The sequence below is a fragment of the Burkholderia vietnamiensis LMG 10929 genome (assembly GCF_000959445.1).
GTDB lineage: Bacteria > Pseudomonadota > Gammaproteobacteria > Burkholderiales > Burkholderiaceae > Burkholderia > Burkholderia vietnamiensis.
Genome location: NZ_CP009631.1, coordinates 2,692,145 through 2,713,773, shown reverse-complemented (window position 1 = coordinate 2,713,773; position 21,629 = coordinate 2,692,145). Strand labels below are relative to the sequence as shown.

The following is a 21,629-nucleotide window of genomic DNA, read 5'->3' as shown; positions in this document are numbered from 1 at the left end:
CGCCGTGCCGACATGTGCCCGCGCTCGCCCCGCCGGACGTTCCACCGGGGCCCGGGCGTCGATCTAACCTGTTTCGAACGTAGACATCCATGCAATTCCCTGAATCCTGGTTGAGAACCTTTGTCGACCCGCAGCTGACGACCGACGAACTGTCGCACGCGCTGACGATGGCGGGGCTCGAAGTCGAGTCGCTGAGCAAGGCTGCGCCGCCGACGTCGAAGATCGTCGTCGGCCGCGTGCTCGAAGTCGTCAAGCATCCGGATGCGGACAAGCTCAATGTCTGCCAGGTCGACGCCGGCACCGGCGCGACGCTGAACATCGTCTGCGGCGCGCCCAACGTCGCGCCCGGCATCAAGGTGCCGGTCGCGCTGGTCGGCGCCGAGCTGCCGCCGGCCGAAGAGGGCGGCAAGCCGTTCGCGATCAAGCTGTCGAAGCTGCGCGGCGTCGAGAGCCAGGGGATGCTGTGCTCGGCGCGCGAGCTGAAGCTGTCCGAGGACCACAGCGGCCTGCTGATCCTGCCGGAAGACACGCCGGTCGGCCAGGACATCCGCGACACGCTGAACCTCGACGACACGATCTTCGAAATCAAGCTGACGCCGAACAAGGCCGATTGCCTGTCGGTGTTCGGTATCGCGCGCGAGACGGCCGCGATCACCGGCGCGCCGCTGACGCCGATCGACATCAAGCCGGCGCACGTCGAGCTCGACGAAACGCTGCCGGTGCGCATCGCCGCGCCCGATCTGTGCGGCCGTTTCTCCGGCCGCGTGATCCGCGGCGTGAACGCGCGCGCGAAGACGCCGCAATGGATGGTCGAGCGCCTCGAGCGCGCGGGTCAGCGCAGCGTGTCGGCACTCGTCGACATCTCGAACTACGTGATGTTCGAACTCGGCCGCCCGTCGCACGTGTTCGATCTGGACAAGATTCACGGCGGCATCGAAGTGCGCTGGGGCAAGCGCGGCGAATCGCTGAAGCTGCTGAACGGCAACACGGTCGAGCTCGACGAAACGGTCGGCGTGATCGCCGACGACCGTCAGGTCGAAAGCCTCGCGGGCATCATGGGCGGCGACAGCACGGCCGTCACGCTCGATACGACCAACATCTATCTGGAAGCCGCGTTCTGGTGGCCCGACAGCATCCGCGGCCGCGCGCGCAAGTACAACTTCTCGACCGATGCCGCGCATCGCTTCGAACGCGGCGTCGACTACGCGACGACCGTCGAGCACGTCGAGCGCATCACGCAGCTGATTCTCGAGATCTGCGGCGGCAAGGCCGGCCCGGTCGACGATCAGGCCGTGAACCTGCCGCAGCGCGCGCCGGTGAAGATGCGCGTGTCGCGCGCGAACCGGATCATCGGCGTGAAGATCGACGCCGACGAGATCGCCAACATCTTCACGCGCCTCGGCCTGCCGTTCGAACGTGACGACGATGCGTTCCTCGTCACGCCGCCGTCGCACCGCTTCGACATCGAGATCGAGGAGGACCTGATCGAGGAAGTGGCGCGCATCTACGGCTTCGAGAAAATCCCGGCGCGTCCGCCGGTCGCGACGAGCGAGATGCGCGCGACCAACGAGACGCAGCGTTCGATCCACGACATCCGTCATGCGCTCGCCGCGCGCGACTACGCGGAAACGGTGAACTTCAGCTTCGTCGATGCCGAGTGGGAGCACGATTTCGCCGGCAACGACAATCCGATCCGCTTGCTGAATCCGATCGCGAGCCAGCTGTCGGTGATGCGCACGACGCTGTTCGGCAGCCTGATCTCGGTGCTGCGCCACAACCTGAATCGTCGCGCCGATCGCGTGCGGGTGTTCGAGGCGGGCCGCGTGTTCCTGACCGACCCGTCGGCGAAGGCCGGCGAGCTGACCGTCGAAGGCTATTCGCAGCCGAAGCGCGTCGGTGCGCTCGCTTACGGCCCGGCGCTCGACGAACAGTGGGGCGTCGCGACGCGCGCGGTCGACTTCTTCGACGTGAAGGGCGATCTCGAGGCGTTGCTCGCGCCCGCCGTCGCGCGCTTCGTGAAGGCCGAGCATCCGGCCCTGCATCCGGGACGCAGCGCACGCATCGAAATCGACGGTTGCGCGGTGGGCTGGATCGGCGAGCTGCATCCGCGCCTGATGCAGAAATACGAGCTGCCGCACGCGCCGGTGATGTTCGAGATCGATACGGAGGCGCTGATGGCGCGTGCGTTGCCGGCGCCGACCGACGTGTCGAAGTTCCCGCCGGTGCGGCGCGACATCGCCGTCGTCGTCGATCAGGCGGTCGAGGTTCAGGCGCTTTTCGACGAAATGAAGAAGGCGCTGGCCGAGGACGCGTGCCGATTCGTTCAGAAGGTTGTACTCTTCGACGAATTTCGTGCAAAATCAAACACTTCCGGTGGTCTTGCGGCGCATGAGAAAAGCCTGGCCTTCCGCGTGACGCTGCAGGACGCGGCCGGCACGCTGCAGGACGAGGTCGTCGATCAGGCGATCCACACGCTGGTCGAGCGGATGGCTCGCGTGGGCGCCCGCCTGCGCGGCTAAGGAGAGGGGCCACCCGTTCGCGGGTGGTTTTTCCCCATCGCAAGTTTTGATTTAACGCGCTGTATCGCAGATATGAACGACATGACCTCGAGTGAATTCGAAGCCCTCCTGACGGCGCAACGCAGCGCCATGAACCGCGACGCGTCCGCGCCGGTGTCCGCCGAGACGCCCACGCTGACGAAAGCGGAGCTGGCGGAGCTGCTGTTCGACAGCGTCGGGCTGAACAAGCGTGAAGCGAAGGACATGGTCGAGGCGTTTTTCGAAGTGATTCGCGACGCGCTGGAGAACGGCGAAAGCGTCAAGCTGTCGGGCTTCGGAAATTTCCAGCTGCGCGACAAGCCGCAGCGTCCGGGGCGCAACCCGAAAACGGGCGAGGCGATTCCGATCGCGGCCCGTCGCGTGGTCACGTTCCACGCGAGCCAGAAGCTGAAGGCGCTGGTCGAAAACGGCGCGGAGTAACGCCCGCGCGCAGATGTCCCCGCGCGGCCGCCGCGCGTCCTTTACCGACGGTTAACCGACGATGACCAACACGGTTGAGAAAGTCGTCCTGCCTCCGATTCCCGCGAAGCGCTACTTCACGATCGGCGAAGTCAGCGAGCTGTGCGGGGTCAAGCCGCATGTGCTGCGCTACTGGGAACAGGAGTTCACGCAGTTGCGGCCGGTGAAGCGGCGCGGTAACCGCCGGTATTACCAGCATCACGAAGTGCTGCTGATTCGGCGGATTCGCGAGCTGCTGTACGAACAGGGGTTCACGATCAACGGCGCGCGCAATCGCCTCGATTCGCCGGGCGGCGAACGCGGCGCCGGGGCAGCGCCCGCGGGCGACGAGCGCGTCGCCGACGTACAGGCTGCGGGTGAGGCCGGTGGGGCGGTCGACGTGGCCGCATTGCGGCAAGCGCTCCTCGACGTGATCGACGGACTGAAACACGACTGACCGCAGATTGGTCGGCAAATGAAATGCCCGGTTGGCGCTGCGTCACCGGGCATTTTTCATGGCCGCCGCCCGTGCGTGTCAGCGCGCGGCGAGCGGATTCGGCTTGCCCATGTCGACCACCAGCGTGCCGTCCGGCAGCATCCGCACCGATCCTTGTGCGACCTGGCTGCGGTAATCGTACAGGTCGAAACGCATCGGGCCGGATGCGGCGGAATTGCGGATCAACGCGCGCACGTTCAGTTCGAGCACGTTGAACATCTTCATGTCGCCGCCTTCCATCCACATGTAGCTGCGTGCGTCGATCTGCGGCCGCTTCGGCAGCGGCGCGTCGGCGACGCGCCGGAACGTCAGGCGCAGACCGTCGGATTCGACCGTCGCCTTGGCGAGCTTGCCGTCGAGCAGCGGCGGCGGGAACACGGTGTACTGGTCCAGCACGAGCGTATCGCCGCGCAGCTCCGCGCCGCGGCGGCGCAGCGGCGTCAGCGACGCCAGCTCGATGCCGAGCGCGCGCAGCAGCTTCGCCTGCGGGATGCCGACCACCGACACCTGCGTCGGCTTGAATGTGAGGTGCCGGTCGTCCAGCACCGCCAGCGAGCCGGTCATGTCGGTGGGCAGCCATACGCCGGGCACGTGATTCCACAGCTTGATGCCGCCGCGCACGCGCAGGTCCTGGCCTTGCGCGCTCAGTTGCAGGTCGTTCAGCGAGCGCGGCGAGTAGTCGAGCAGATAGTTGTTGAAGAGCGCGGACATCGCCTTCCACGACTCGACGACCGTTCCGCCGAGAATGCGGATGTCGTACTGATTCGGATCGTCGAGATCGACCGGATCGCCGGCCCGTTTCGCAACGAGCTGGACGTCGAGATCCTCGACGTGGAAACCGATGTCCCCGGACAGGTTGAAGTCGACGTTGTGCAGATGGATCGTCGGGTTGCGGTTCGATACGTGGCGTTCGTTGAACGGGGTGGTCGAGGTGCGCCGCATCGCGACCTTGCGCATGCCGGCCGGCGGTGCGTTCGCGGCCAGCGCGGACGCTTCCCAGTGTTCGCGCGCGTCGCGCAGCGCGCTTTGCTGCGCGGCCAGGAAGCGGTCGTTCAGCCGCGCGGCCGCACTACCGAGCGCCGCGCTGCCGGCCGGCCCGGCATAGGACGGCATCCGGATCGTCATTGCACCGCTTTCGTCGAAGTTGAAGTAACCGGCCGACACCTGATCGCGATAGTGATACAGGTCGAACACGAAATTGCGATCACGCGTCGTCGAATCGACGGGGCCGATCAGGATGTCCGCGTTCATCGGCATCGAGCGCATGAACTTCACGTCGCCGCCGCGGATGTACATCGCCTGTTGCGACGCATTCGGCGGCAGCGCGAAGCCGGCATGCGAGCCGTCGTCGAGCGTCAGATCGAGGCCGGCCGGCGTCACGCGCAGCGCGGTGATCGTGATTTTCAGCCGCGGCGGCGGCATCAGCTTGTCGACCGACATCACGAGATCGTCGCCGGCCAGATGTGCGATCGGCGTCTCGATCTTCAGCAGGTCGGCCATCTTCACGTTCGCCGCGCGCATCACCGGCTGCGCGTTGATGCCCGACACGCGCACGCCGGTCGGGTGGAACACGAGTTGGCTGCCGTCGCGGATCGAGAGCGTGCCGGTCAGCGAGAACGGCACCCAGCCGTCGCGCCGCATCTCGCCTTGCAGATGGATCACGCCGTCGCCGGCCGATACCGCGAGCTTGCGCAGCGGCGCGTTGCGGTAACCGAAGATGTAGGTGTCGAAGAGGGCGGTCAGCTTCGCGTTGTCGAGCGTGACCGTGCCTTCGTGCACGTCGATCTCGAAGCTGGTCGGATCGTCGAACACGATCGGCGCGCCCGCTTGCGTCGGGACGAGCGTGGCGGACAGCTGGTGCACGAAGAAGCCGAGGTCGTTGACGATCCGGAAATCGACGTCGCGCAGGAACGTCATCGCGCCGCTCTGGCCGGAGTCGCGCAGCGTGAACGGGCGCGGTTGCGTGAGGCTGAGCGATGCGAGCGAAGGCACGGTTCGCGCGATCTGCTGCTCGCGGGCGAGGCGCTCGGCCTTGCTGCGCTCGATTCGCGTCGAGGCGGCCGACGCATTGCCGTCGCGCTGCGCGGCCGGTTCCGCGCATCCGGCACAGACAAGTGCGACGGCCAGCATCGCGCCGCCGAGCGCACGGGACGCACCGTGCAACGCGCGACCGGCCGCGTGCCGCGAGCCGGACCTCCAGTCGAAAATTGCCAAAGGCGAGCGATGGCCGCGCCGGACCGCATTCCGCATCGTCTGTCTCCATGTCTTGTCGTGATCGACGAGGGCGCGCCGTCAGTGCAACGCGCGTCCGTCGATGCCGAGCAGTGTGTCATAGCGCGCTAGAGCGGCGTAACCAAACAGCGACGGCGTATGCCGCAGTGCACGATGCGCGACGGCGCAATGGATTCGGGCCGGTGGGGCGGTGCGGTCAAACGGCCGTTTGGTTTTCGGCCCGACCTGTGGGCGACCGGTGGTCCGCGTCACATTGGCGCGCGTTCGGCCGGCGCGGCGCGGTAAGATCGCGATCAGGAGCCGTAGAAATCAAAGCATGGTGGCCGACACGGGGGGCGTCATGGATTTGAAGGAACTCGACGTATTGGGAGCCGATGTCGGCGATCACTGGTACTACGCGTCGAAGGCAGCGGCGATCCGCCGCTTCCTCGGCACGCGCGACGCGAAGCGGATCCTCGACGTCGGCGCAGGCTCCGGATTCTTTTCCAGGCACTTGCTCGAACGCACGCGGGCCACGGAGGCGTGGTGCGTCGACACCAGCTACGTCGACGATTCAGACGGCGAGGCCGCGGGCAAGCCCGTTCACTTTCGGCGAGCCGTCGATCGGTGCGACGCCGATCTCGTGTTGCTGATGGATGTCCTCGAGCACGTCGACGACGATGTCGGGCTGCTGGCGCACTACGTGGCCGGCGCGCCGGGTGGCAGCCGCTTCCTGATCACCGTTCCCGCGTTCCAGTTCCTCTGGAGCGCGCATGACGATTTTCTCGAGCACAAGCGCCGGTATACGCTCGAGGGTCTCGAGGACGTCACTCGTCGCGCCGGGCTCGACGTCGAGCGCAGCGCGTACTATTTCGGCCTCACGTTTCCGCTTGCGGCCGCGTTACGGTTGAGCGAGCGCATGCAGCGGCGCGCGCGCGAACCCGCGTCGCAATTGCGCCGCCATCATCCGGTCGTCAACGGTCTGCTCAAGCTGATCTGCCGGGCGGAGTTGCCGATGTTCCCGTTCAACCGGCTCGCAGGACTCACGGTGGTGTGTATCGCGCGCAAGCGCGACGCGTGAGGCGGATCGTGTGGCAGGAAATTTCGTGCGGACTTCACAAAATGCATGCGACCCGTTCAAAACCGAAGAACTGTCTGTTATAATTTCGTTCTTTCGGGGCGTAGCGCAGCCTGGTAGCGTACCTGCATGGGGTGCAGGTGGTCGGAGGTTCAAATCCTCTCGCCCCGACCAGGAAAATCAAGGACTTACGGTGAAAGCCGTAAGTCCTTTTCCATTTGGGGCGGATTTTGCCCCCACATTTGCCCCCACGCGTTGAGTGGTTCTCACGGGAACGGCGCGGAACTTCCATCGAGCTATGCGGCGTCCGGATCGGAATTCCGGTTGTAGCGACTTCGCCGCCCCCGCACAACTTGCGCGCCACTGCTGACGTCGCCGCACCGCTGGCGTAAAGCTGATCACAAGTCACTCCCGCCTTTCGGCCTCGATTGAAAGGCGACCCACCGGGTTGTCACGTTGACTGTGATCGACGTCGGCGGTCGCATCTAGATGGACCCAGAAAATGAAATCGAAGCCCCGGTCCTCGAGGCGCTCGAACTGCTCCTCAGCTGCGGCAAGCTTCAGCAGGCATTGAGCTTGCCAATCCAACCCCACCACGAACCATTTCCACGAATTGTTCCACCCGCGCCACAGGATGGCGCCGGCGCTGCAATGATCGTGTGCAAACTTCTGGATCCGTCGGTCGATCACCTTCGCATCGTCGCGCGAAATGGATCCAGATAGGCGGATCGCGACAGTGTTCGCCGCATCGTCACGCGCGAGATATACCTCCGCAATGCCGCTCAAGTGCCGACGAACGCTTTCGAGATGCTCGAGTTCCATATCTGCATCCACTGGCATCGCGCCACACAATACATATTCACCCTTGTCTAGGGCATCTTCGATATCCATGATCATCACATCCGCTGATGTTTCGCCGGACAGGTCGGGCGACTGACTGGATGCTCCGGCGTGGGACAGGCGGCCAGCGGCCATGCGACGGCGGGCTGCCGTGCTGGGCGTTCATGAGAAAAGTCAGGAGTCGCCATACACCGTCGACGCGCAGCGTTCCAGTCTGCGGGTCCAGATGATGGAATCTCGGGAGAGGTCGATGTGGCGATCAAGGCCGAGCGGCAAGAATGAAACGTCGCCGGCCCAATTCCTTGTGAAAATTGCAGCGGCGCTCGCGTGTTTCTGCGCAAAGTCGGCAAGCACTTTCTCCACCGCGAGCCATGCGTTCGGTAATAGCGCGCCTGTGAGGCAGATGGCTAAACAGTGCGCCACGGGGTTGGTGGCAAAATAAACGTCGACATCGACCTGTTCGGTCAATCTGTTGGCGAGGTTTTCGGCGTGTGCACGACGAAATTGGGTACCGACGGGTAGCGCGCCGCGGAGTATGTAGTTGGCCATGGTTTCCTCCGGACCGATTCGCCGCTCGTGCGAGCCGGCATGGCGGCGCCCGCTCGACAACGTGCGGTAACATCGAGAAGTCAAATGGTATGACGAGATTAGTACTCGTTTGTACCATTGTCAACGAACAAAACATGACAAATGGATGATTTTCCGACACGCCTCAAGCAGGAACGCAAGCGCATGCGCTTGACCCAGCCCGAATTTGCAGAGCTGGGCGGGGTTCATAAGCAGGCTCAGTTTCATTACGAGCGAGGGACGCGCCGTCCGAATTCCGATTACCTCGTCGGGTTGGCGTCTGCCGGCGTGGACGTGTACTACCTGCTTACTGGGCGCGTCGCGACGCTTGCATCGACTGTTGAGGAACAGCAGATCCTGTCCAGATACAGGGCCCTCGACGCAGATCAGCGCATTGCAATGCTGGCGCTTATGGACACCATGGGTGGATCAACGCACCGTGCGAAAAAGAATGGTGATTCGTAGGGGGACTAAAAGGTCGGCACGTTCGCGGATCGCACGATCTGACGATCGTGATCTGTAGACGAATTCGGGGCGCCGTGTAAGGCCAATGTCTCTTTGGCTAGAAGAAGTCCCGTCAACATCCCTGCCTAGGAACGACGACCTGTACTTCCTAATGTGTGCCGCTCACCATTGACCTATGTTGTCGGGAGGGTAATGCGGGCTATTACAGGGCCGAGCCACAGCCGGACAGTAACCGACCTTCCACAGGACGCGAAACGGCTCTCCATCGCTCGAACTGTTATTCCGCGCAGTGCAGAGGTGCATGGCGCCCAAAACCGGCGCAAGCCTATCCTGCAGTCACTCATTTTTCATCTTGTTTTCTCGGCCGATCGTGACTTCCGTATGCGCTATGTGCAAGCCATGCGCATTCTGAAATCGCGTCCGTGTAATTGCCGTGTGCGGCGCGTTTGATGCAGCGGTGTGAAGAAGTGAGCCCCGCATACACGATCGCATGATCCCGAGCGCATCACGTGTAAACGGGTGGAGAATGCCGGAAAGCATGTCTTGAGTGATTGGTGCGTCCGAAGCACCGCGTCGCGTCGTGCCGGTGGTACTCGAGTTTGGTCAGCAGTGGCGCGACGGTGAATGTCTGCGTAACGCCGGTGCGCGCGTGTAGCGCTGGCGTTGAAAGGGCCGGGTAGAAGAGGTGAATGCCGAGTGCGCGCCGGTGGCATCGAATGCGTTGTGGATTGCAATTCAGCGCGAATCGACGGGCAGCAGTGTTCACTGCAATTCGTGTCCATACGCGCGCGAATGAGAAGTCAGATGAGGCGTCTGACGAGAGCAAAAATATTTCTTGTTCCGTCATATTCCTATGCATTCCTCTACATTCTGTTTGCTTCGAAAACGACATAGAACGAGGGTTGACGGAGCGTAAGCGCGTGCGCAAGATGCAGTGAAGGGTGTGCGTCGGAGGTCGTCATGTCGGTTGCCAGAAGATTTACTCGAGGACAGTGGGCAGCGTTCGGTCGTAGGCTGGATGCGCTACCGGAAAAACCGAAAGACGCGCAACCTGTCAAGGTCGGGGACGGTGTCAAATCTATACAGACACAGATCGTGGCGGCGCGGGAGAAGGGATATACGTTGTATGAACTGATAGAGCAGGCCGCGCAAGACGGCATCGACGTGAATCTCAATTCGCTGAGATATGCGATGCGCCGTGCGGACGGAAAGGGAAGGGTTCGGCGAGGCAATCGAGACACGGCACGAGAGCAGGCGACAGCGCCTGCTCGAGGCAGGAAGTCAGCACGGGCCAATGCGTCACGCGACAACCCGCCGCGCACGGGATTGCAGCAGAAAGAGAACACGGGGACAACCAGGCCGGGGCAACAGGTACAGGGCTTTCTTGGATTTCCGATCAGCCCGGATACCGAGAACTTGTAGAGGTCTCACATGGCAAGGCAAAATCCCCCCATCTATATGGTTGGTGGTAGCAAGGGTGGTGTCGGCAAGAGTTTTGTGACGCTGGCACTGGTCGACTATCTGCAACGCACGGACATCAACGTCGTGCTGGTGGAGACGGACACGTCCAATCCTGATGTCATGAAAGCGGTCCATGCCGAAATCGAGTGCGCGTCATGTAATTTGGACGACGTCAGCGGCTGGATCGACTTTGTTAACTTCTGCGATACGCACCGGGACGCGATCGTTGTCGTCAACACGGCAGCCCGGAGTCAGGCGGGTGTCGAGCAGTACGGAGGAACGCTCGCTAGCGCGCTCGATGAGCTCGCCCGGCGTCTGGTCGTGTTGTGGGTCATCAACCGGCAACGCGATAGTCTCGAATTGCTGCTCAAGTTCGGCACGACGTTCCCGAACGCAATCACGCATGTTGTGCGCAACGGCTACTTTGGTTCTCCAGATAAATTCACCATTTATCGGGACTCACAATTGCGCAACGCCGTTGAAGCACCGGGCCAATAGTTGGATTTTCCCGACCTTGCGGATCGCGTCGCGGACGAGTTGCGTAGCCAACGTCTGTCGGTCAGAAAGGCGGCGCAAACGATGCATATTGGTGAGCGGGCGGAACTGCTGCGCTGGCGTGCGATATCCGGCACGATGTTCGCCAAGCTGACAGATCATGTGCAATTGGCGCGGTGAGGTTGCCCGGTGCGATCGCGCGCCTGTTACACGAGATTGGAACGACCCGGTCGGTGAGAATATTCGGGAGCCACGCAGACTTTTCCAACCGCCGTTTGGCAGCCGTGATATGTCTTATATGACGGACTCAAGGAGAGCCTGTCAGGACATAATGGATAGTTATCCTGACAGGCTTGGTTTGAGTAGGGCGACGCGATGCCGCCCTACGGCAATTACACTTTCATTTGGCGCATGGCATCGGCCAGCATCCACAGGGCGCGATTGAGCTTTACGTCCTGATCGATTCCGGTAATGGGGCGTGTGGACATCGCGCGCCCGGTCCGCGAGCGGCCATGCAGCCCGCCTTTCGTGAGATTTTCCTGCACCCGGTTAAACACCGTCCAGAGGTCGTCGCGGCGATCCTCGAAACGGCGGGGTGCGAGCAACTGGCTTTCGGCAATCGGGGCAGGAGCTTCGGCATCGGTTGGATCGTAGCGCAGCGCGAGCGCGGAGCGGGCGAACGCATGCTGCTCGTCACGGTTCGGACCTATCCGTGATTTCGTGGGCGGGGCATATCTTGAGGTGTAAAAGTCATGGATATGCCAATGAAGAAGAAAAGGCAAACTGTAGCGCGTCAGGCAGCGGCCCGCGGGCCGCTGCCTGAACTGCCCAAGGAACTGCTGGACCAGTTGGTCAAGGGGCCGATGACGCCGGCCGAGGTTCAGGACCTGATGCTGGCGTTCAACAAGGCAGTCATCGAGCGCGCGATGGGCGCCGAGATGAATCTGCATTTGGGCTACCGACCAGGCCAGTCCAAGCCGCCCGGGCAAGCCAACGAGCGCAACGGCGCCAGCGGCAAGACGGTCATCACCGATCGGGGCCCAGTTCGGGTCGAAGTCCCCCGCGATCGCGACGGCAGCTTCGAGCCGATCCTGATTCCCAAGCACGAGCGCCGCTTCACCGGCTTCGACGAACGCATCATCGCGATGTACGCTCGCGGCATGAGTGTGCGCGAGATTCAGGCCTTTCTGGCCGAGAGTTACGGCACCGAGGTATCTCCCGATTTCATCAGCTCGGTCACCGACGAGGTGATGGCCGAAGCGCTGACTTGGCAGAGCCGCCCGCTCGAAACGATGTATCCGGTGGTGTTCTTCGATGCCCTGCGGGTCAAGATCCGTGACGATGGTGTGGTCAGCAACAAAGCCGTCTATCTGGCCCTGGGCATCCAGGCCGACGGCCAGCGCGACGTGCTGGGCCTCTGGATCGAGCAGACCGAGGGCGCCAAGTTCTGGCTCAAGGTGTTCAACGAACTCAAGACGCGTGGCTGTCAGGACATCCTGATCGCCGTGGTCGATGGCCTGAAGGGGCTGGCCGAGGCCATCAGCGCAGCCTATCCCCGCACGACCGTTCAGACCTGCATCGTGCATCTGATCCGCAACAGTCTCGAGTACGCCAGCTACAAGGACCGTAAGGCGCTCGCCGCAGCGCTGCGCCCGATCTACGCGGCCGCCAGCGAGGAGGCGGCAAGGCAGGCACTGCAAGACTTCGCTGACGGCCCTTGGGGCGCGAAGTACCCGACCATCGTGCAGTCGTGGCAGCGTGCATGGGAGCACGTCATACCGTTCTTCGTGTTTCCGCCGGAGATTCGACGAGTTGTCTACACAACGGATGAAATGCACAAGTCCCACACCGCGCTTCGCTCGTTCGCTATGTTCGCGCCTGCGGCCACCGTATCGGCGCGCTGTCTGATTTGGGGCGCGACTGTTTCCACCGGTTAAACAGTCTCTGATAGGTTCGCTCAGACTGCTCGGCCACGGCTCGCTCTTGCTGACGCACACTCTTCAGACTGTAGGCCGCAGCCGAACCTTTGCGCGGGCCATGCTGCGCCGGCATTCCAGCCTGCAGTTCCAGCGCACGCAGTTTGTGCGCAGTCAACGCCGGGCGATCCCACGCGAACGGTTCACCGCGTGTCAGCACATACCATACGATTACTGCGAGTTTGCGAGCAGTCGCGACGGCGGCAATTTGCTGGCCGCGGCGATCGCGCACGCGCAGGAAGAAGGCGCGCAGCGGCCCGGGCGCTTGCGTTGCACCCCAAGCGGCTTCGACCAGCATCGCCCGAGCATAAGAGCGCCCGCGCTTGGTGATGTGACCATGCCTGGCCGGTGCCGGACCGGATTGATAGACTGATGGATTGAGACCGAAGTAGCTCACCAACTTCTCCGGATTCGGAAACCGCGCGATGTCGCCGATGGCCGATAGCAGTCCGATCGCCACTGTGGTGTTCACGCCAGTGATCGTTAGCATCACGCGCAATCGCGCATCGTCGATGGTCGCTTGCGCGAGCGCTTGCTCCACCTCGCGCAGATCGTCGCCGAGGCGGTCCAGTTCGCGCAGTCGCTGCTCAACACCCAGTCGTTCATCCAGTGGCAGCGGTTGAACACCGAGCCACGCACGCCCCTTCTTGCCAAAAAGATCGGTGGCGGGACACCGCTCGATCAGGTGTGCAATCAGGACTGCGTGAATCTCGTTCTTCAGCCGTGTACGTTGCCGCACCAGCTGTGAGCGGCGCGCGATCTGTCGACGCAACGCCAGCGTGTGCTCGTCCGGCATCCATACTTCCGGCAGAAAACCGCTCGCATACAGCTGTGCCAGCACGGCTGCATCGATCTTGTCCGTCTTGACGCGAGCCTCCGCGATCAGCCTAACTTGCAGCGGATTGGCAATCGCCACACGCGCGACATGCGCGCGCAAGACGTTGACGATGGCAGTGGTATTGCCGGTCGCTTCGAGTACCACATGATCGGTGGCACGCAGCTTTGCCGCAAAGCGCTCCAGTTCATCGCGTCGCAACCCGGTGCGGCCGCCTGCATGCAGCGTGCCATCCTCCAGGTACGCGATCTCGGCCACGGAGCGCGACACATCTAACCCTACGATTCGCATAACCGTCTCCCGTTTCAGATCACTGTTGGGAGCCGGTGGGACAGCACGACAACTACGGATTCGCGCTCGCAGCGCAACCGGGCGGGTCGCAGGGGCGGCCAACTACTAACACGAGCTCGCGGCTCATCGTATAGGAACGGCCTGCCCACCCGAAGTGCTCCCCAGTGCCCCATGTCCCGGATGGTCACACCATACGCTCAAACCGCTCGGCGCGGGAACGCGAGGCACCGGCTATATCATGCCGGTTACGAACGCCATTGAAAGTCTGAACATGCAGTTGCGCAAGATCATCAAGACTCGTGGTCACTTCCCGAATGACGAGGCCGCGATCAAGCTGCTCTGGCTGGCGCTGCGCAACGTGCTGGCCAAGACCGTGCGGGCCGCCTTCGACTGGAAATCAGCGATGAACCAGTTTGCTATCCTGTTTGGCGAGCGATTCACGCAGGCGCGCGGATAACGCGCTGTTCAACCGCCTCGCCCACAAAAATGCGGACAGGTTCCACGGTTCTGTTGATTTTCACCGAATCTTGACCCACCGTTTTCATCTAAATCTGACCCACCCCGAGACAGCGTAGTACATCTATTCCGGTGTGGATAACTCCTCACTGCCTGCGGCTTTTGCTACTCTCTTTCTGGTTGCCTTCGCCTTGGCAGAACTGGACTTGAAGCGCCAGGATTCATTGCCCGTTTCGACGATGTGGCAGTGATGGGTGACGCGGTCCAGCAGCGCCGTCGTCATCTTTGCGTCCCCGAACACGGTCGCCCACTCGCCGAAGCTGAGGTTGGTGGTGATCACGACACTCGTGTGTTCATACAGCTTCGAGAGCAAGTGGAACAGCAATGCGCCACCGGTCTGGCTGAACGGCAGGTAGCCCAGTTCGTCGAGGATTACCAGGTCGACGTACATCAGCTTATGGGCGATCTGGCCTTGTTTGCCGATGGACTTCTCCTGCTCCAGTGCGTTGGTCAGCTCGACGGTCGAGAAGTAGCGCACGCGCTTGCCGTGGCGCTGCACGGCCTCAATTCCGATCGCTGAGGCGAGGTGCGTTTTGCCGGTGCCGGGGCCACCGATGAACACGACGTTGTGTGCGCTTGCGAGGAACGACAGGTCACTGAGTTCTCGAACCAGCGCTTCGTCGACGTGCGCCTGCGCGAAGTCGAAGCCCTTCAGGTCGCGGTGAGCCGGGAAGCGAGCGGCGGTCATCTGATAGGCGATCGAGCGCACCTGTCGCTCCGCCGTCTCAGCCATCAGCAGCTGCTTCATGAAGCGCTCCGGGTCGAACTCCGTGTGACGCGACTGCGCCAGCAGCTCTGGCCAGGTGCTCGCCATGCCATGCAGTTTGAGCCCCTTAAGCTGGGCGGCGATGTCGTTAGACATGACGGTCCTCCGGTGGGTTGGCGCGCAGGGTTTCGTAGCGGCTCACGTCGGCAGCCGGCTCTTCGGTAAGCTGGAGTTTCGTCGTCGCGAGGTTGGTACTCGTGGTGGGCGCCTTTAACCGGCTCAGCACGTTCAGAACGTGCTCCCCACTGGGGCGTCCCGAGTCCAGCGCTGCCTGCACGGCAAGCAGCACGGCATCGAGTCCGTGTTCGCGCACCGCGGCGAGCACCTGCGTCATGATGCGATCGCCTCCCTGGTGCTTCAGTAGGTGTCGCTGCAACTGCTGCAGCGGCTGTGGCATCGTGACGAACGGAGCGCCGTTGCGCAACGCGCCGGGTTTGCGCTCGACCAGTGTGATGTAATGGCGCCAGTCGTAGAAGGTCATGTGCCGCTCGAAGCTGCGTTCGTGGCGTGCGATCTCCTGGGCGTCGGCGACGACGCTGAGATATGCCGGATAGCAGCGCACGCTCACCAGCTGGTTCGTATACTCGGTGGGCACGCTGTAGCGGTTGCGCTGGAAGTGGATGAGGCTGGTCGACGACACCCGCAGGGTCTGCTCGACATAGCCGTCGAACGGGCGTGGATTGGGCATCAGCCTGGTGCGCTCGTCCTGCAGCACGTCCTCGACCGTCAGCTCGGGCCACTGCGGGTGCCGCATCTGCCAGGCCTGACGACACTGGCCCGCGACCCATTCGTTCAGAAGCTCCAGCGTTTCCCAGCGTCGTAGCGCAGCCTCGTGCCAGATCTGGCGGCGCCGGTCCTGCACGTTCTTCTCAACGATGCCCTTCTCCCAGCCGGCGGCACGGTTGCAGAATTCCGGCTCGAACAGGTAATGGCCGCACATTGCCTCGAAGCGGGCGTTGACCGCGCGCTCCTTGCCGCGGCCGACCTTGTCCACGGCGGTCTTCATGTTGTCGTAGATGCCGCGGCGCGGCACGCCGCCGAACGCGGCGAATGCGCGGGCGTGCGCATCGAACAGCATCTCGTGACTCTGGGTCGGATAGGCGACCAGCCAGAACGCCCGGCTGGCATTGAGCTTGACGTGGGCGACCTCCAGGCGTCGCCGCAACCCGCCGATGAAGGCGTATTCGCAGCTCCAGTCAAACTGGAATGCTTCGCCGGGTTCGAAGGCCAGCGGTACATAGGCCTTCCTGCGCGGTGCTTCAGCCTGCTCCTCGTGCCAGCGTCTCACGAAGGCGCTGACGCGGCCGTAGCTGCCGGCGTAGCCCTCGCCGCGGATGGCCTCGAACATGAACCGGGCCGTGCGCCGGTCATGCTTCGGGCGATGACTGTCTGCCCGCAGCCAGCCCGTCAGTTGCGCGGCCCACTCGTCGACGACGCTCGGGCTGACGCGCTTCGGGTACTTCGGCTCAACGGCATCAGTTTGCCGAAGCCAGCTGCGCACCGTGTTCCGGGACAGGCCCGTGCGCCTGGCAATCTCGCGCAGCGGGACCTTCTCGCGGAAATACATCCGCCTGATCTTGGCCAATATGCCCACCGTGATCACCTCTGTATCCCCTGCTCAAAGATTGAGCAGGGCATTCAATCACGTGGGTCAAAATTCGATGAAAATTACAGCCTCAGGTGGGTCAGTTCTGCGTGGACATCAACAGTCGGATGTCGGCGAGTTTGCCGTTTCGGCGGGATCTCGACTGTCTGAGTCACTCTGTCCACAACTCCTATCGTGGACACGACCGGTCATTCGTGTCCTTCATAGGACATCATGGCACTCGTCACCGAGCGTTCACAGACGGTACTGGTCTCGTGCTTACCCTCGATGCATATGAGGCCATGGCCCTGGAACTTGCTTGTTCGCCAGACAAGCTTGGCGCAATCAGGCAAAAGCTCCATGTGGCAAAGGACCCGGGCCGACCGCTTCCTTGCCGTTGGCATGATGCCGCCGTGGGGTCGAACAATCGCGTGAATGGATGCTGCATGCTTGCCTAGCGAGCGGCCGATGTCGCTTAACGACTCACCGTCTTTCCATCTTTGCCACAACAACGCTTTTTGTCCGGCGGATAGCCCACACCGCTTCTTCTTGCTCACCTACCTTACCTCCTGGGGCGACATTAGACCAGAAGGTCTTGCGATGACTAGTTGAACGCGCCGCCGCTTTTTTTGCGATCTCAAGTTCCATTTGCAGGCGCTTGATCTCGGCGCGCATGCGCGAAAGCTCCATCTGCTCCGGCGTAACTGGCTTCGCTCCGGCTCCATTCAGCTTGCCCGACGCCTCGGCCTTTACCCAGTGGCGCAGCGTCTGCTCCGACATGCCCAGTTCCCGGGCCACCATAGCAAAGCCCTGGCCGTCCTTGACCCGCTGCACGGCTGCAACCTTGAATTCCGGCGTGTACGATTGTTTCGGTACCTTGAACATCCCTGATTCCCTTCCTTTCCGTCGAGTTTATACATGACTCGATGGAAGGCGAAATTTCAGGGGAAGCTCAATGAACCTAACTTTTCGGGGCGGGCGGAGAGGTAACCAATCCGCTTTCGAGTGCGTACCGGATAAGTTCAGCATCGCCCCCAACGCCGAGTTTTTCCATTGCCATCGCCTTCTGCGTGCTGATAGTTTGCTTGCTGCGATTCAGCCGCTTAGCGATCTCGGTAATCGATAGACCTGATGCAAATAGCCGCGCAACTTCGAGTTCGCGTGGAGACAGCAGCTGCCCGATGTTCACGGCTTCGTTGCCCGTCACAACCTTCTCGATGGTCGGGGACAAGTATGAGCCGCCCGCATAGCTGCTATGGATAGCCGTGATGATGTGGCCAGTGACATCCGATTTGCTGAGGATGGAGTTAATCCCGACTGACATAAGCGCACGTATGACTGCCGGACTATCCATCATCGTCAGTGCGACGATGCCAACATTCTGGAAATGGCGCCGCAAGTGTTCGAAGAGCGCTAGTCCATCGACGCTCTCGCCACTGGGCATTGAGTAGTCGGAAACCACCACGTCGCATGGCTGCTTCTCGAGCGTGGCAATCAGTTCTGGCGCGTTCCGGCAGGTCGCAACGATTTCGATCGTAGAGACGTGCTCCAGCGTATAAACGAGACCGCTCAATATAGTAGGATGATCGTCCGCGATTACGACCTTAATCGAAAACTCGTTTCTAGCCCTCACGATTTCCCCGTCTTATGTTCTTGCCGATTACGATTCTCCTAGCATCTCCGATCGCTCGCCACGCCAGGAGGTGAAGCATACTAGGATATGCTCCCTGTAGTGTATTCAATCTCGGCCGGCTGGCAACCTCCCGCTCGCCCGTGGGCTGGGTGGGCTGTGCACGAGGTCCTCCGTTCCCGCGTCGCGAACCGTGACAGCACGCCGAGGACTGCGACATGCAAACTCACCTAGCATCAAGCGTAATCGATATTTGCCAGCCATGCGTCCATCATCACCTGCCAGTTTTCTCGCCCGCTTTCGCGTCCATCATCGGAACGTTCTGTTCTTGGGCGCGGCTGCGCTGACGCTCTTCATCTTGTTCGCATTCGTGCTGGCGCTCATCGGGTTCGCCCGAGAGGAGCTTAACGATGAGCGGAAAGCGTTCCAGCGTAATCTGGGGCGCGTCATGGACATCGCCCGGGCGAGTGAAACCCGGGTTCGCATTGTCGCGACGGGAATCGAGGCCGCGTGGGAGAGCGCCGGCTCGGGAGACGAGAACGATGTGAGGACGTTCGAGGCACAAGGCGGTCGGATTGTGTTCCCCGCAGGCCCGGGTGCGCGCGGTGCACTTGTTCTCCGTCTTTCCAGCATACAGCGAGCGGACGGTGAATCGGAGGAACATTTCCTTGCCGTCACGAAGAACACTGCTGGCTCGAGCGGTAATCTGGTGAAGACGATGAACGACGCCGTCGACCTTCGATGGGGACTGGGCGGCTATATCGTCACGCCGAGCGCTTCCATGGTTGGTATCAATCCGCTGCCCGATGTATTAAGTCCACAGGCGCAGCGCACCATACGGGATCCGCTCCGTCTGTTGAGCTACTACGGAACGGGACTCTCGAATCTTGCCCCCTGGGCTATTGCGCAGCAAGGCGGCGCCCGGTCACTCCGCTGGCTGCCTCCAGCGATCGATCCTCTGAGCGGGAGATCGAAGTTCCGTGTCCTGGCGCTCGTTAAGGTGAACCGCCGACCGTCCGCAGTCGTAGCGGGCGAATTCAGCCCGGAGCGACTACTCGATCGATTAGTGCCAGGGTCATTTCCCGGTGCGTATTGGGTCTTCGACGAGCGCACTGAGCCGGTGACTAGCACGGTATCCGGTCGATTCGGGGGGGGGGAGATCAGGCACGTTGTGGGCGGTTGCCGGAAATCGGCTCCGGCGCCGGGCGACGCTGCCGAGACATACGGCGACGGCAACCTATTGATGTGTGCGCCGCTTGGCGCGACCGGATGGACGCTGGTCTATTCGTTGCCAATTCAAATCGTCGCCGCTCGCGTTGCGCGGGATATTACGGCACCTGCCATTGTCACCGGCCTCGCCATCGTCCTGTTGTGGGTCTTTGTCTTTCTGTTCAATCGCAGGATTCTCGCGCCACTGTTCGAGCGCTCGCAGCGCATATTCGAAAGCGAGCATCTGAGTCGGACTCTGATCGAAACCGCACCGGTCGGACTGGCGCTTGTCAACGCGAACAGTCATGGAGTGTTGCTGGAAAGCGCACATATGCAGGCACTCGAAAGGCGCATTGCGACGGCGGTTGGCGCCGGGATCGGCGACGTACTCAACTATCATGCACCTGCCGCATTTGAAGCGTCGCGCCGCGGTGAATCACCGGCATTCGATTTCGAGCTGAACCTGCCCACCGAAGACGGCACCATGATCGATGTTGCCGCGAAATTGGCCCCGTCTCGTTACCAAGGGCAACCGGTGGTCGTGGCGGCGCTGACGGATGTCACGTCTGACAGACAACTGGCACGTCAGCTTGCTGCCGCCAAGCAGGCAGCGGACAGTGCAAACGCAGCTAAGAGTGCATTTGTTGCCTCGATGAGTCATGAAATCCGGACGCCGCTGAATGGGATTCTTGGCCATCTTGAGCTGCTTGAGCGGCTGCCGCAGGCTGCGCCGGTCGCTGCGCGGGTGCGGATCATTACGTCATCGTCGCGGGCCTTGCTGGGGATACTCGACGACATCCTTGACTTTTCGAAAATCGAGGCAGGCGAGATGAGTTTCGAATCGATCCGGTTCGATGCGGCGGAACTCATTCGCGAGGCGATCATGATGTTCATGCCGCTCGCGCAGCGCAAGCAGCTGGAATTGAAAGCCTCGATCGATCCGGCGCTTCCGCGGTACGTCATCGGCGATCCTGGGCGAATCCGTCAGATCTTCGCAAACCTGCTGGGTAACGCTATTAAGTTCACGGATCGCGGGCACGTCTCAATCGACGTGGGCATGGGCGAGGGTGGAGCAGCATCGCGGCTCGTGATCCGCGTGACCGACACCGGGATCGGCATTCCGTCGGACCGTCTGGCACGCATCTTCGATGCATTCGAGCAGGTTGACGTGTCGGTTACGCGTCGATTTGGCGGAACGGGGCTGGGGCTGGCACTGTGCAAACGCATGGCTGAGGGCATGGGCGGCTCGATCGACGTGGCCAGCGAGGTGGGCCATGGCAGTGTCTTTACGGTGATGCTGCCGATTCTCCCGTACATCGGAGCGATGCCGGTACACGCTGTTGGGTCGCAAGCGACGGAGGTAGAGCCAGATACGCGCGGCATCCACGTGCTCGTGGTGGAAGACCACGAAGTGAATCGCGAACTGATTCGCGAGCAGCTCGCTGCACTGGGCTATACGAGTGACATCGTTGAGAACGGTCTGATCGCGCTGCGACACTTCAATGAGCGGCACTACGATCTTGTGCTAACTGACCTTGCGATGCCCGTCATGGATGGCTATACACTTGCTGCTTGCCTACATAGTCAAGGCGCGCGGACACCGATCATTGCAATCACGGCTGACGTCACCGCTACCGATTCACAGCGGTTTCGCGAGGCAGGCATATCCGGCATCCTACTCAAGCCGATGTCGCTTGCCTCGATCGATGCGGCAGTGCGGCGCTATCTGATGCTAGCGGCTGATCCTCGGGCAGCGGCGGCGATCGAAACGGTGCCCGGGCATGCGGCTTCGGTGCTATCGGATGAATCGCGAACCACATTGGAGCGGCTCACCGCTGAATCGCTTCAGTCGGCGGAGGCAGCGATGGCGCAAGGTGACCGGGCGACGATATCAGCGCAGATTCATTCTATTAAGGGGGCATTCTCGATGATTCATGTCGGAGAAGTCGTCGACGCATGTTCGAAACTTGAGGCGTTGCTCGCCGGTGATTCGAACACCGCTTCCCGTGATATCGAGGAGACGCTGTCGGACGTGAAGAGACGAGTATCCTCCGCACTGGCTGCAACAGCGCGAAGCGAAGAAGTCGGCCAGCTTGGGGACGGCTCAGGAAACGGGGAATAGAGCACGTCTAATCTTAGAGACGGTTTCAAAAAGGCCCCGTGGGGCTGTTAACTTTCGCGGTGAGCTGTTAACCTCAGGCATCGGAACAAC

General features: G+C 61.9%; 14 protein-coding genes, 1 tRNA gene and 6 pseudogenes. 11 read left to right on the top strand and 10 right to left on the bottom strand.

Translation table 11 applies throughout. The annotated features are described in order from the left end of the window. Nucleotides 1-89: 89 nt before the first annotated feature. The 3 genes from pheT (at nt 90) to AK36_RS22215 (ending at nt 3,453) form a co-directional block, all read left to right on the top strand. Entirely contained in the window at nt 90-2,519 is a 2,430-nt protein-coding gene (gene pheT, locus AK36_RS22225; RefSeq protein WP_011884555.1) for a phenylalanine--tRNA ligase subunit beta, read from the top strand. 72 nt (nt 2,520-2,591) lie between these two features. After that, the gene (locus tag AK36_RS22220; protein WP_011884557.1) at nt 2,592-2,978 is read left to right on the top strand and encodes an integration host factor subunit alpha; all 387 of its coding nucleotides are present in this window, start codon (nt 2,592-2,594) and stop codon (nt 2,976-2,978) included. Nucleotides 2,979-3,039: 61 nt separating this feature from the next. Then, nucleotides 3,040-3,453: a MerR family transcriptional regulator gene (locus AK36_RS22215; protein ID WP_045579208.1), complete on the top strand. Its 414-nt coding sequence runs from the start codon at nt 3,040-3,042 to the stop codon at nt 3,451-3,453. 78 nt (nt 3,454-3,531) lie between these two features. On the opposite strand, the gene AK36_RS22210 is transcribed toward AK36_RS22215, so the two are convergent. Beyond that, the gene (locus AK36_RS22210) at nt 3,532-5,742 is read right to left on the bottom strand and encodes a hypothetical protein (RefSeq protein ID WP_034195589.1); all 2,211 of its coding nucleotides are present in this window, start codon (nt 5,740-5,742) and stop codon (nt 3,532-3,534) included. Between the two features lie 322 nt (nt 5,743-6,064). Between AK36_RS22210 and AK36_RS22205 the strand changes: the two genes are divergently transcribed. Further along, nucleotides 6,065-6,784 carry a class I SAM-dependent methyltransferase gene (locus AK36_RS22205; RefSeq protein ID WP_045579207.1) on the top strand — a complete coding sequence of 240 codons (720 nt, stop codon included), beginning with the start codon at nt 6,065-6,067 and terminating at the stop codon, nt 6,782-6,784. A 94-nt stretch (nt 6,785-6,878) separates the two neighbouring features. Continuing rightward, nucleotides 6,879-6,955, top strand: a tRNA-Pro gene (locus AK36_RS22200). A gap of 231 nt (nt 6,956-7,186) precedes the next feature. Here the strand turns inward: AK36_RS22200 and AK36_RS22195 are convergent. Continuing rightward, nucleotides 7,187-7,672 (bottom strand): hypothetical protein, encoded by a 486-nt coding sequence (locus AK36_RS22195; RefSeq protein ID WP_045579485.1) that lies wholly within the window; start codon nt 7,670-7,672, stop codon nt 7,187-7,189. A gap of 123 nt (nt 7,673-7,795) precedes the next feature. Beyond that, nucleotides 7,796-8,170 (bottom strand): hypothetical protein, encoded by a 375-nt coding sequence (locus tag AK36_RS22190; RefSeq protein ID WP_059862405.1) that lies wholly within the window; start codon nt 8,168-8,170, stop codon nt 7,796-7,798. Between the two features lie 141 nt (nt 8,171-8,311). Between AK36_RS22190 and AK36_RS22185 the strand changes: the two genes are divergently transcribed. The 3 genes and pseudogenes from AK36_RS22185 (at nt 8,312) to AK36_RS22180 (ending at nt 10,789) form a co-directional block, all read left to right on the top strand. Then, entirely contained in the window at nt 8,312-8,653 is a 342-nt protein-coding gene (locus tag AK36_RS22185) for a helix-turn-helix domain-containing protein (protein WP_045579206.1), read from the top strand. A gap of 960 nt (nt 8,654-9,613) precedes the next feature. Continuing rightward, entirely contained in the window at nt 9,614-10,075 is a 462-nt protein-coding gene (locus AK36_RS31630) for a hypothetical protein (RefSeq protein ID WP_080938721.1), read from the top strand. A 9-nt stretch (nt 10,076-10,084) separates the two neighbouring features. Then, a pseudogene (locus AK36_RS22180) lies at nt 10,085-10,789 on the top strand (nucleotide-binding protein). 212 nt (nt 10,790-11,001) lie between these two features. Here AK36_RS22180 and AK36_RS31625 read toward each other — a convergent pair. After that, nucleotides 11,002-11,301: pseudogene (locus AK36_RS31625) on the bottom strand (DUF932 domain-containing protein); the annotation flags it as partial. A 66-nt stretch (nt 11,302-11,367) separates the two neighbouring features. Between AK36_RS31625 and AK36_RS22170 the strand changes: the two are divergent. Beyond that, nucleotides 11,368-12,468 (top strand): annotated as a pseudogene (locus AK36_RS22170) (IS256 family transposase); the annotation flags it as partial. Nucleotides 12,469-12,475: 7 nt separating this feature from the next. On the opposite strand, the gene AK36_RS31620 reads toward AK36_RS22170, so the two are convergent. Continuing rightward, on the bottom strand, nt 12,476-13,711 hold the full coding sequence (locus tag AK36_RS31620) for an IS110 family RNA-guided transposase (RefSeq protein WP_059606722.1): 1,236 nt from the start codon (nt 13,709-13,711) through the stop codon (nt 12,476-12,478). Nucleotides 13,712-13,946: 235 nt separating this feature from the next. Between AK36_RS31620 and AK36_RS22150 the strand changes: the two are divergent. After that, a pseudogene (locus tag AK36_RS22150) lies at nt 13,947-14,168 on the top strand (transposase); the annotation flags it as partial. A gap of 123 nt (nt 14,169-14,291) precedes the next feature. Here AK36_RS22150 and istB read toward each other — a convergent pair. From istB to AK36_RS22130, 5 genes and pseudogenes are all read right to left on the bottom strand, one after another. Then, entirely contained in the window at nt 14,292-15,089 is a 798-nt protein-coding gene (istB, locus tag AK36_RS22145; protein WP_045579179.1) for an IS21-like element helper ATPase IstB, read from the bottom strand. After that, the gene (gene istA / locus AK36_RS22140) at nt 15,082-16,560 is read right to left on the bottom strand and encodes an IS21 family transposase (RefSeq protein ID WP_414629667.1); all 1,479 of its coding nucleotides are present in this window, start codon (nt 16,558-16,560) and stop codon (nt 15,082-15,084) included. The genes istB and istA overlap by 8 nt, the downstream gene beginning before the upstream one ends. A gap of 386 nt (nt 16,561-16,946) precedes the next feature. Beyond that, nucleotides 16,947-17,135 (bottom strand): annotated as a pseudogene (locus tag AK36_RS34815) (IS30 family transposase); the annotation flags it as partial. Between the two features lie 64 nt (nt 17,136-17,199). Continuing rightward, a pseudogene (locus AK36_RS22135) lies at nt 17,200-17,463 on the bottom strand (transposase); the annotation flags it as partial. 76 nt (nt 17,464-17,539) lie between these two features. Then, on the bottom strand, nt 17,540-18,151 hold the full coding sequence (locus AK36_RS22130; RefSeq protein ID WP_414629665.1) for a response regulator: 612 nt from the start codon (nt 18,149-18,151) through the stop codon (nt 17,540-17,542). Nucleotides 18,152-18,470: 319 nt separating this feature from the next. Here AK36_RS22130 and AK36_RS22125 point away from each other — a divergent pair, with 319 nt between their 5' ends. Then, entirely contained in the window at nt 18,471-21,539 is a 3,069-nt protein-coding gene (locus AK36_RS22125; RefSeq protein ID WP_080938718.1) for a hybrid sensor histidine kinase/response regulator, read from the top strand. Nucleotides 21,540-21,629: the final 90 nt, after the last annotated feature.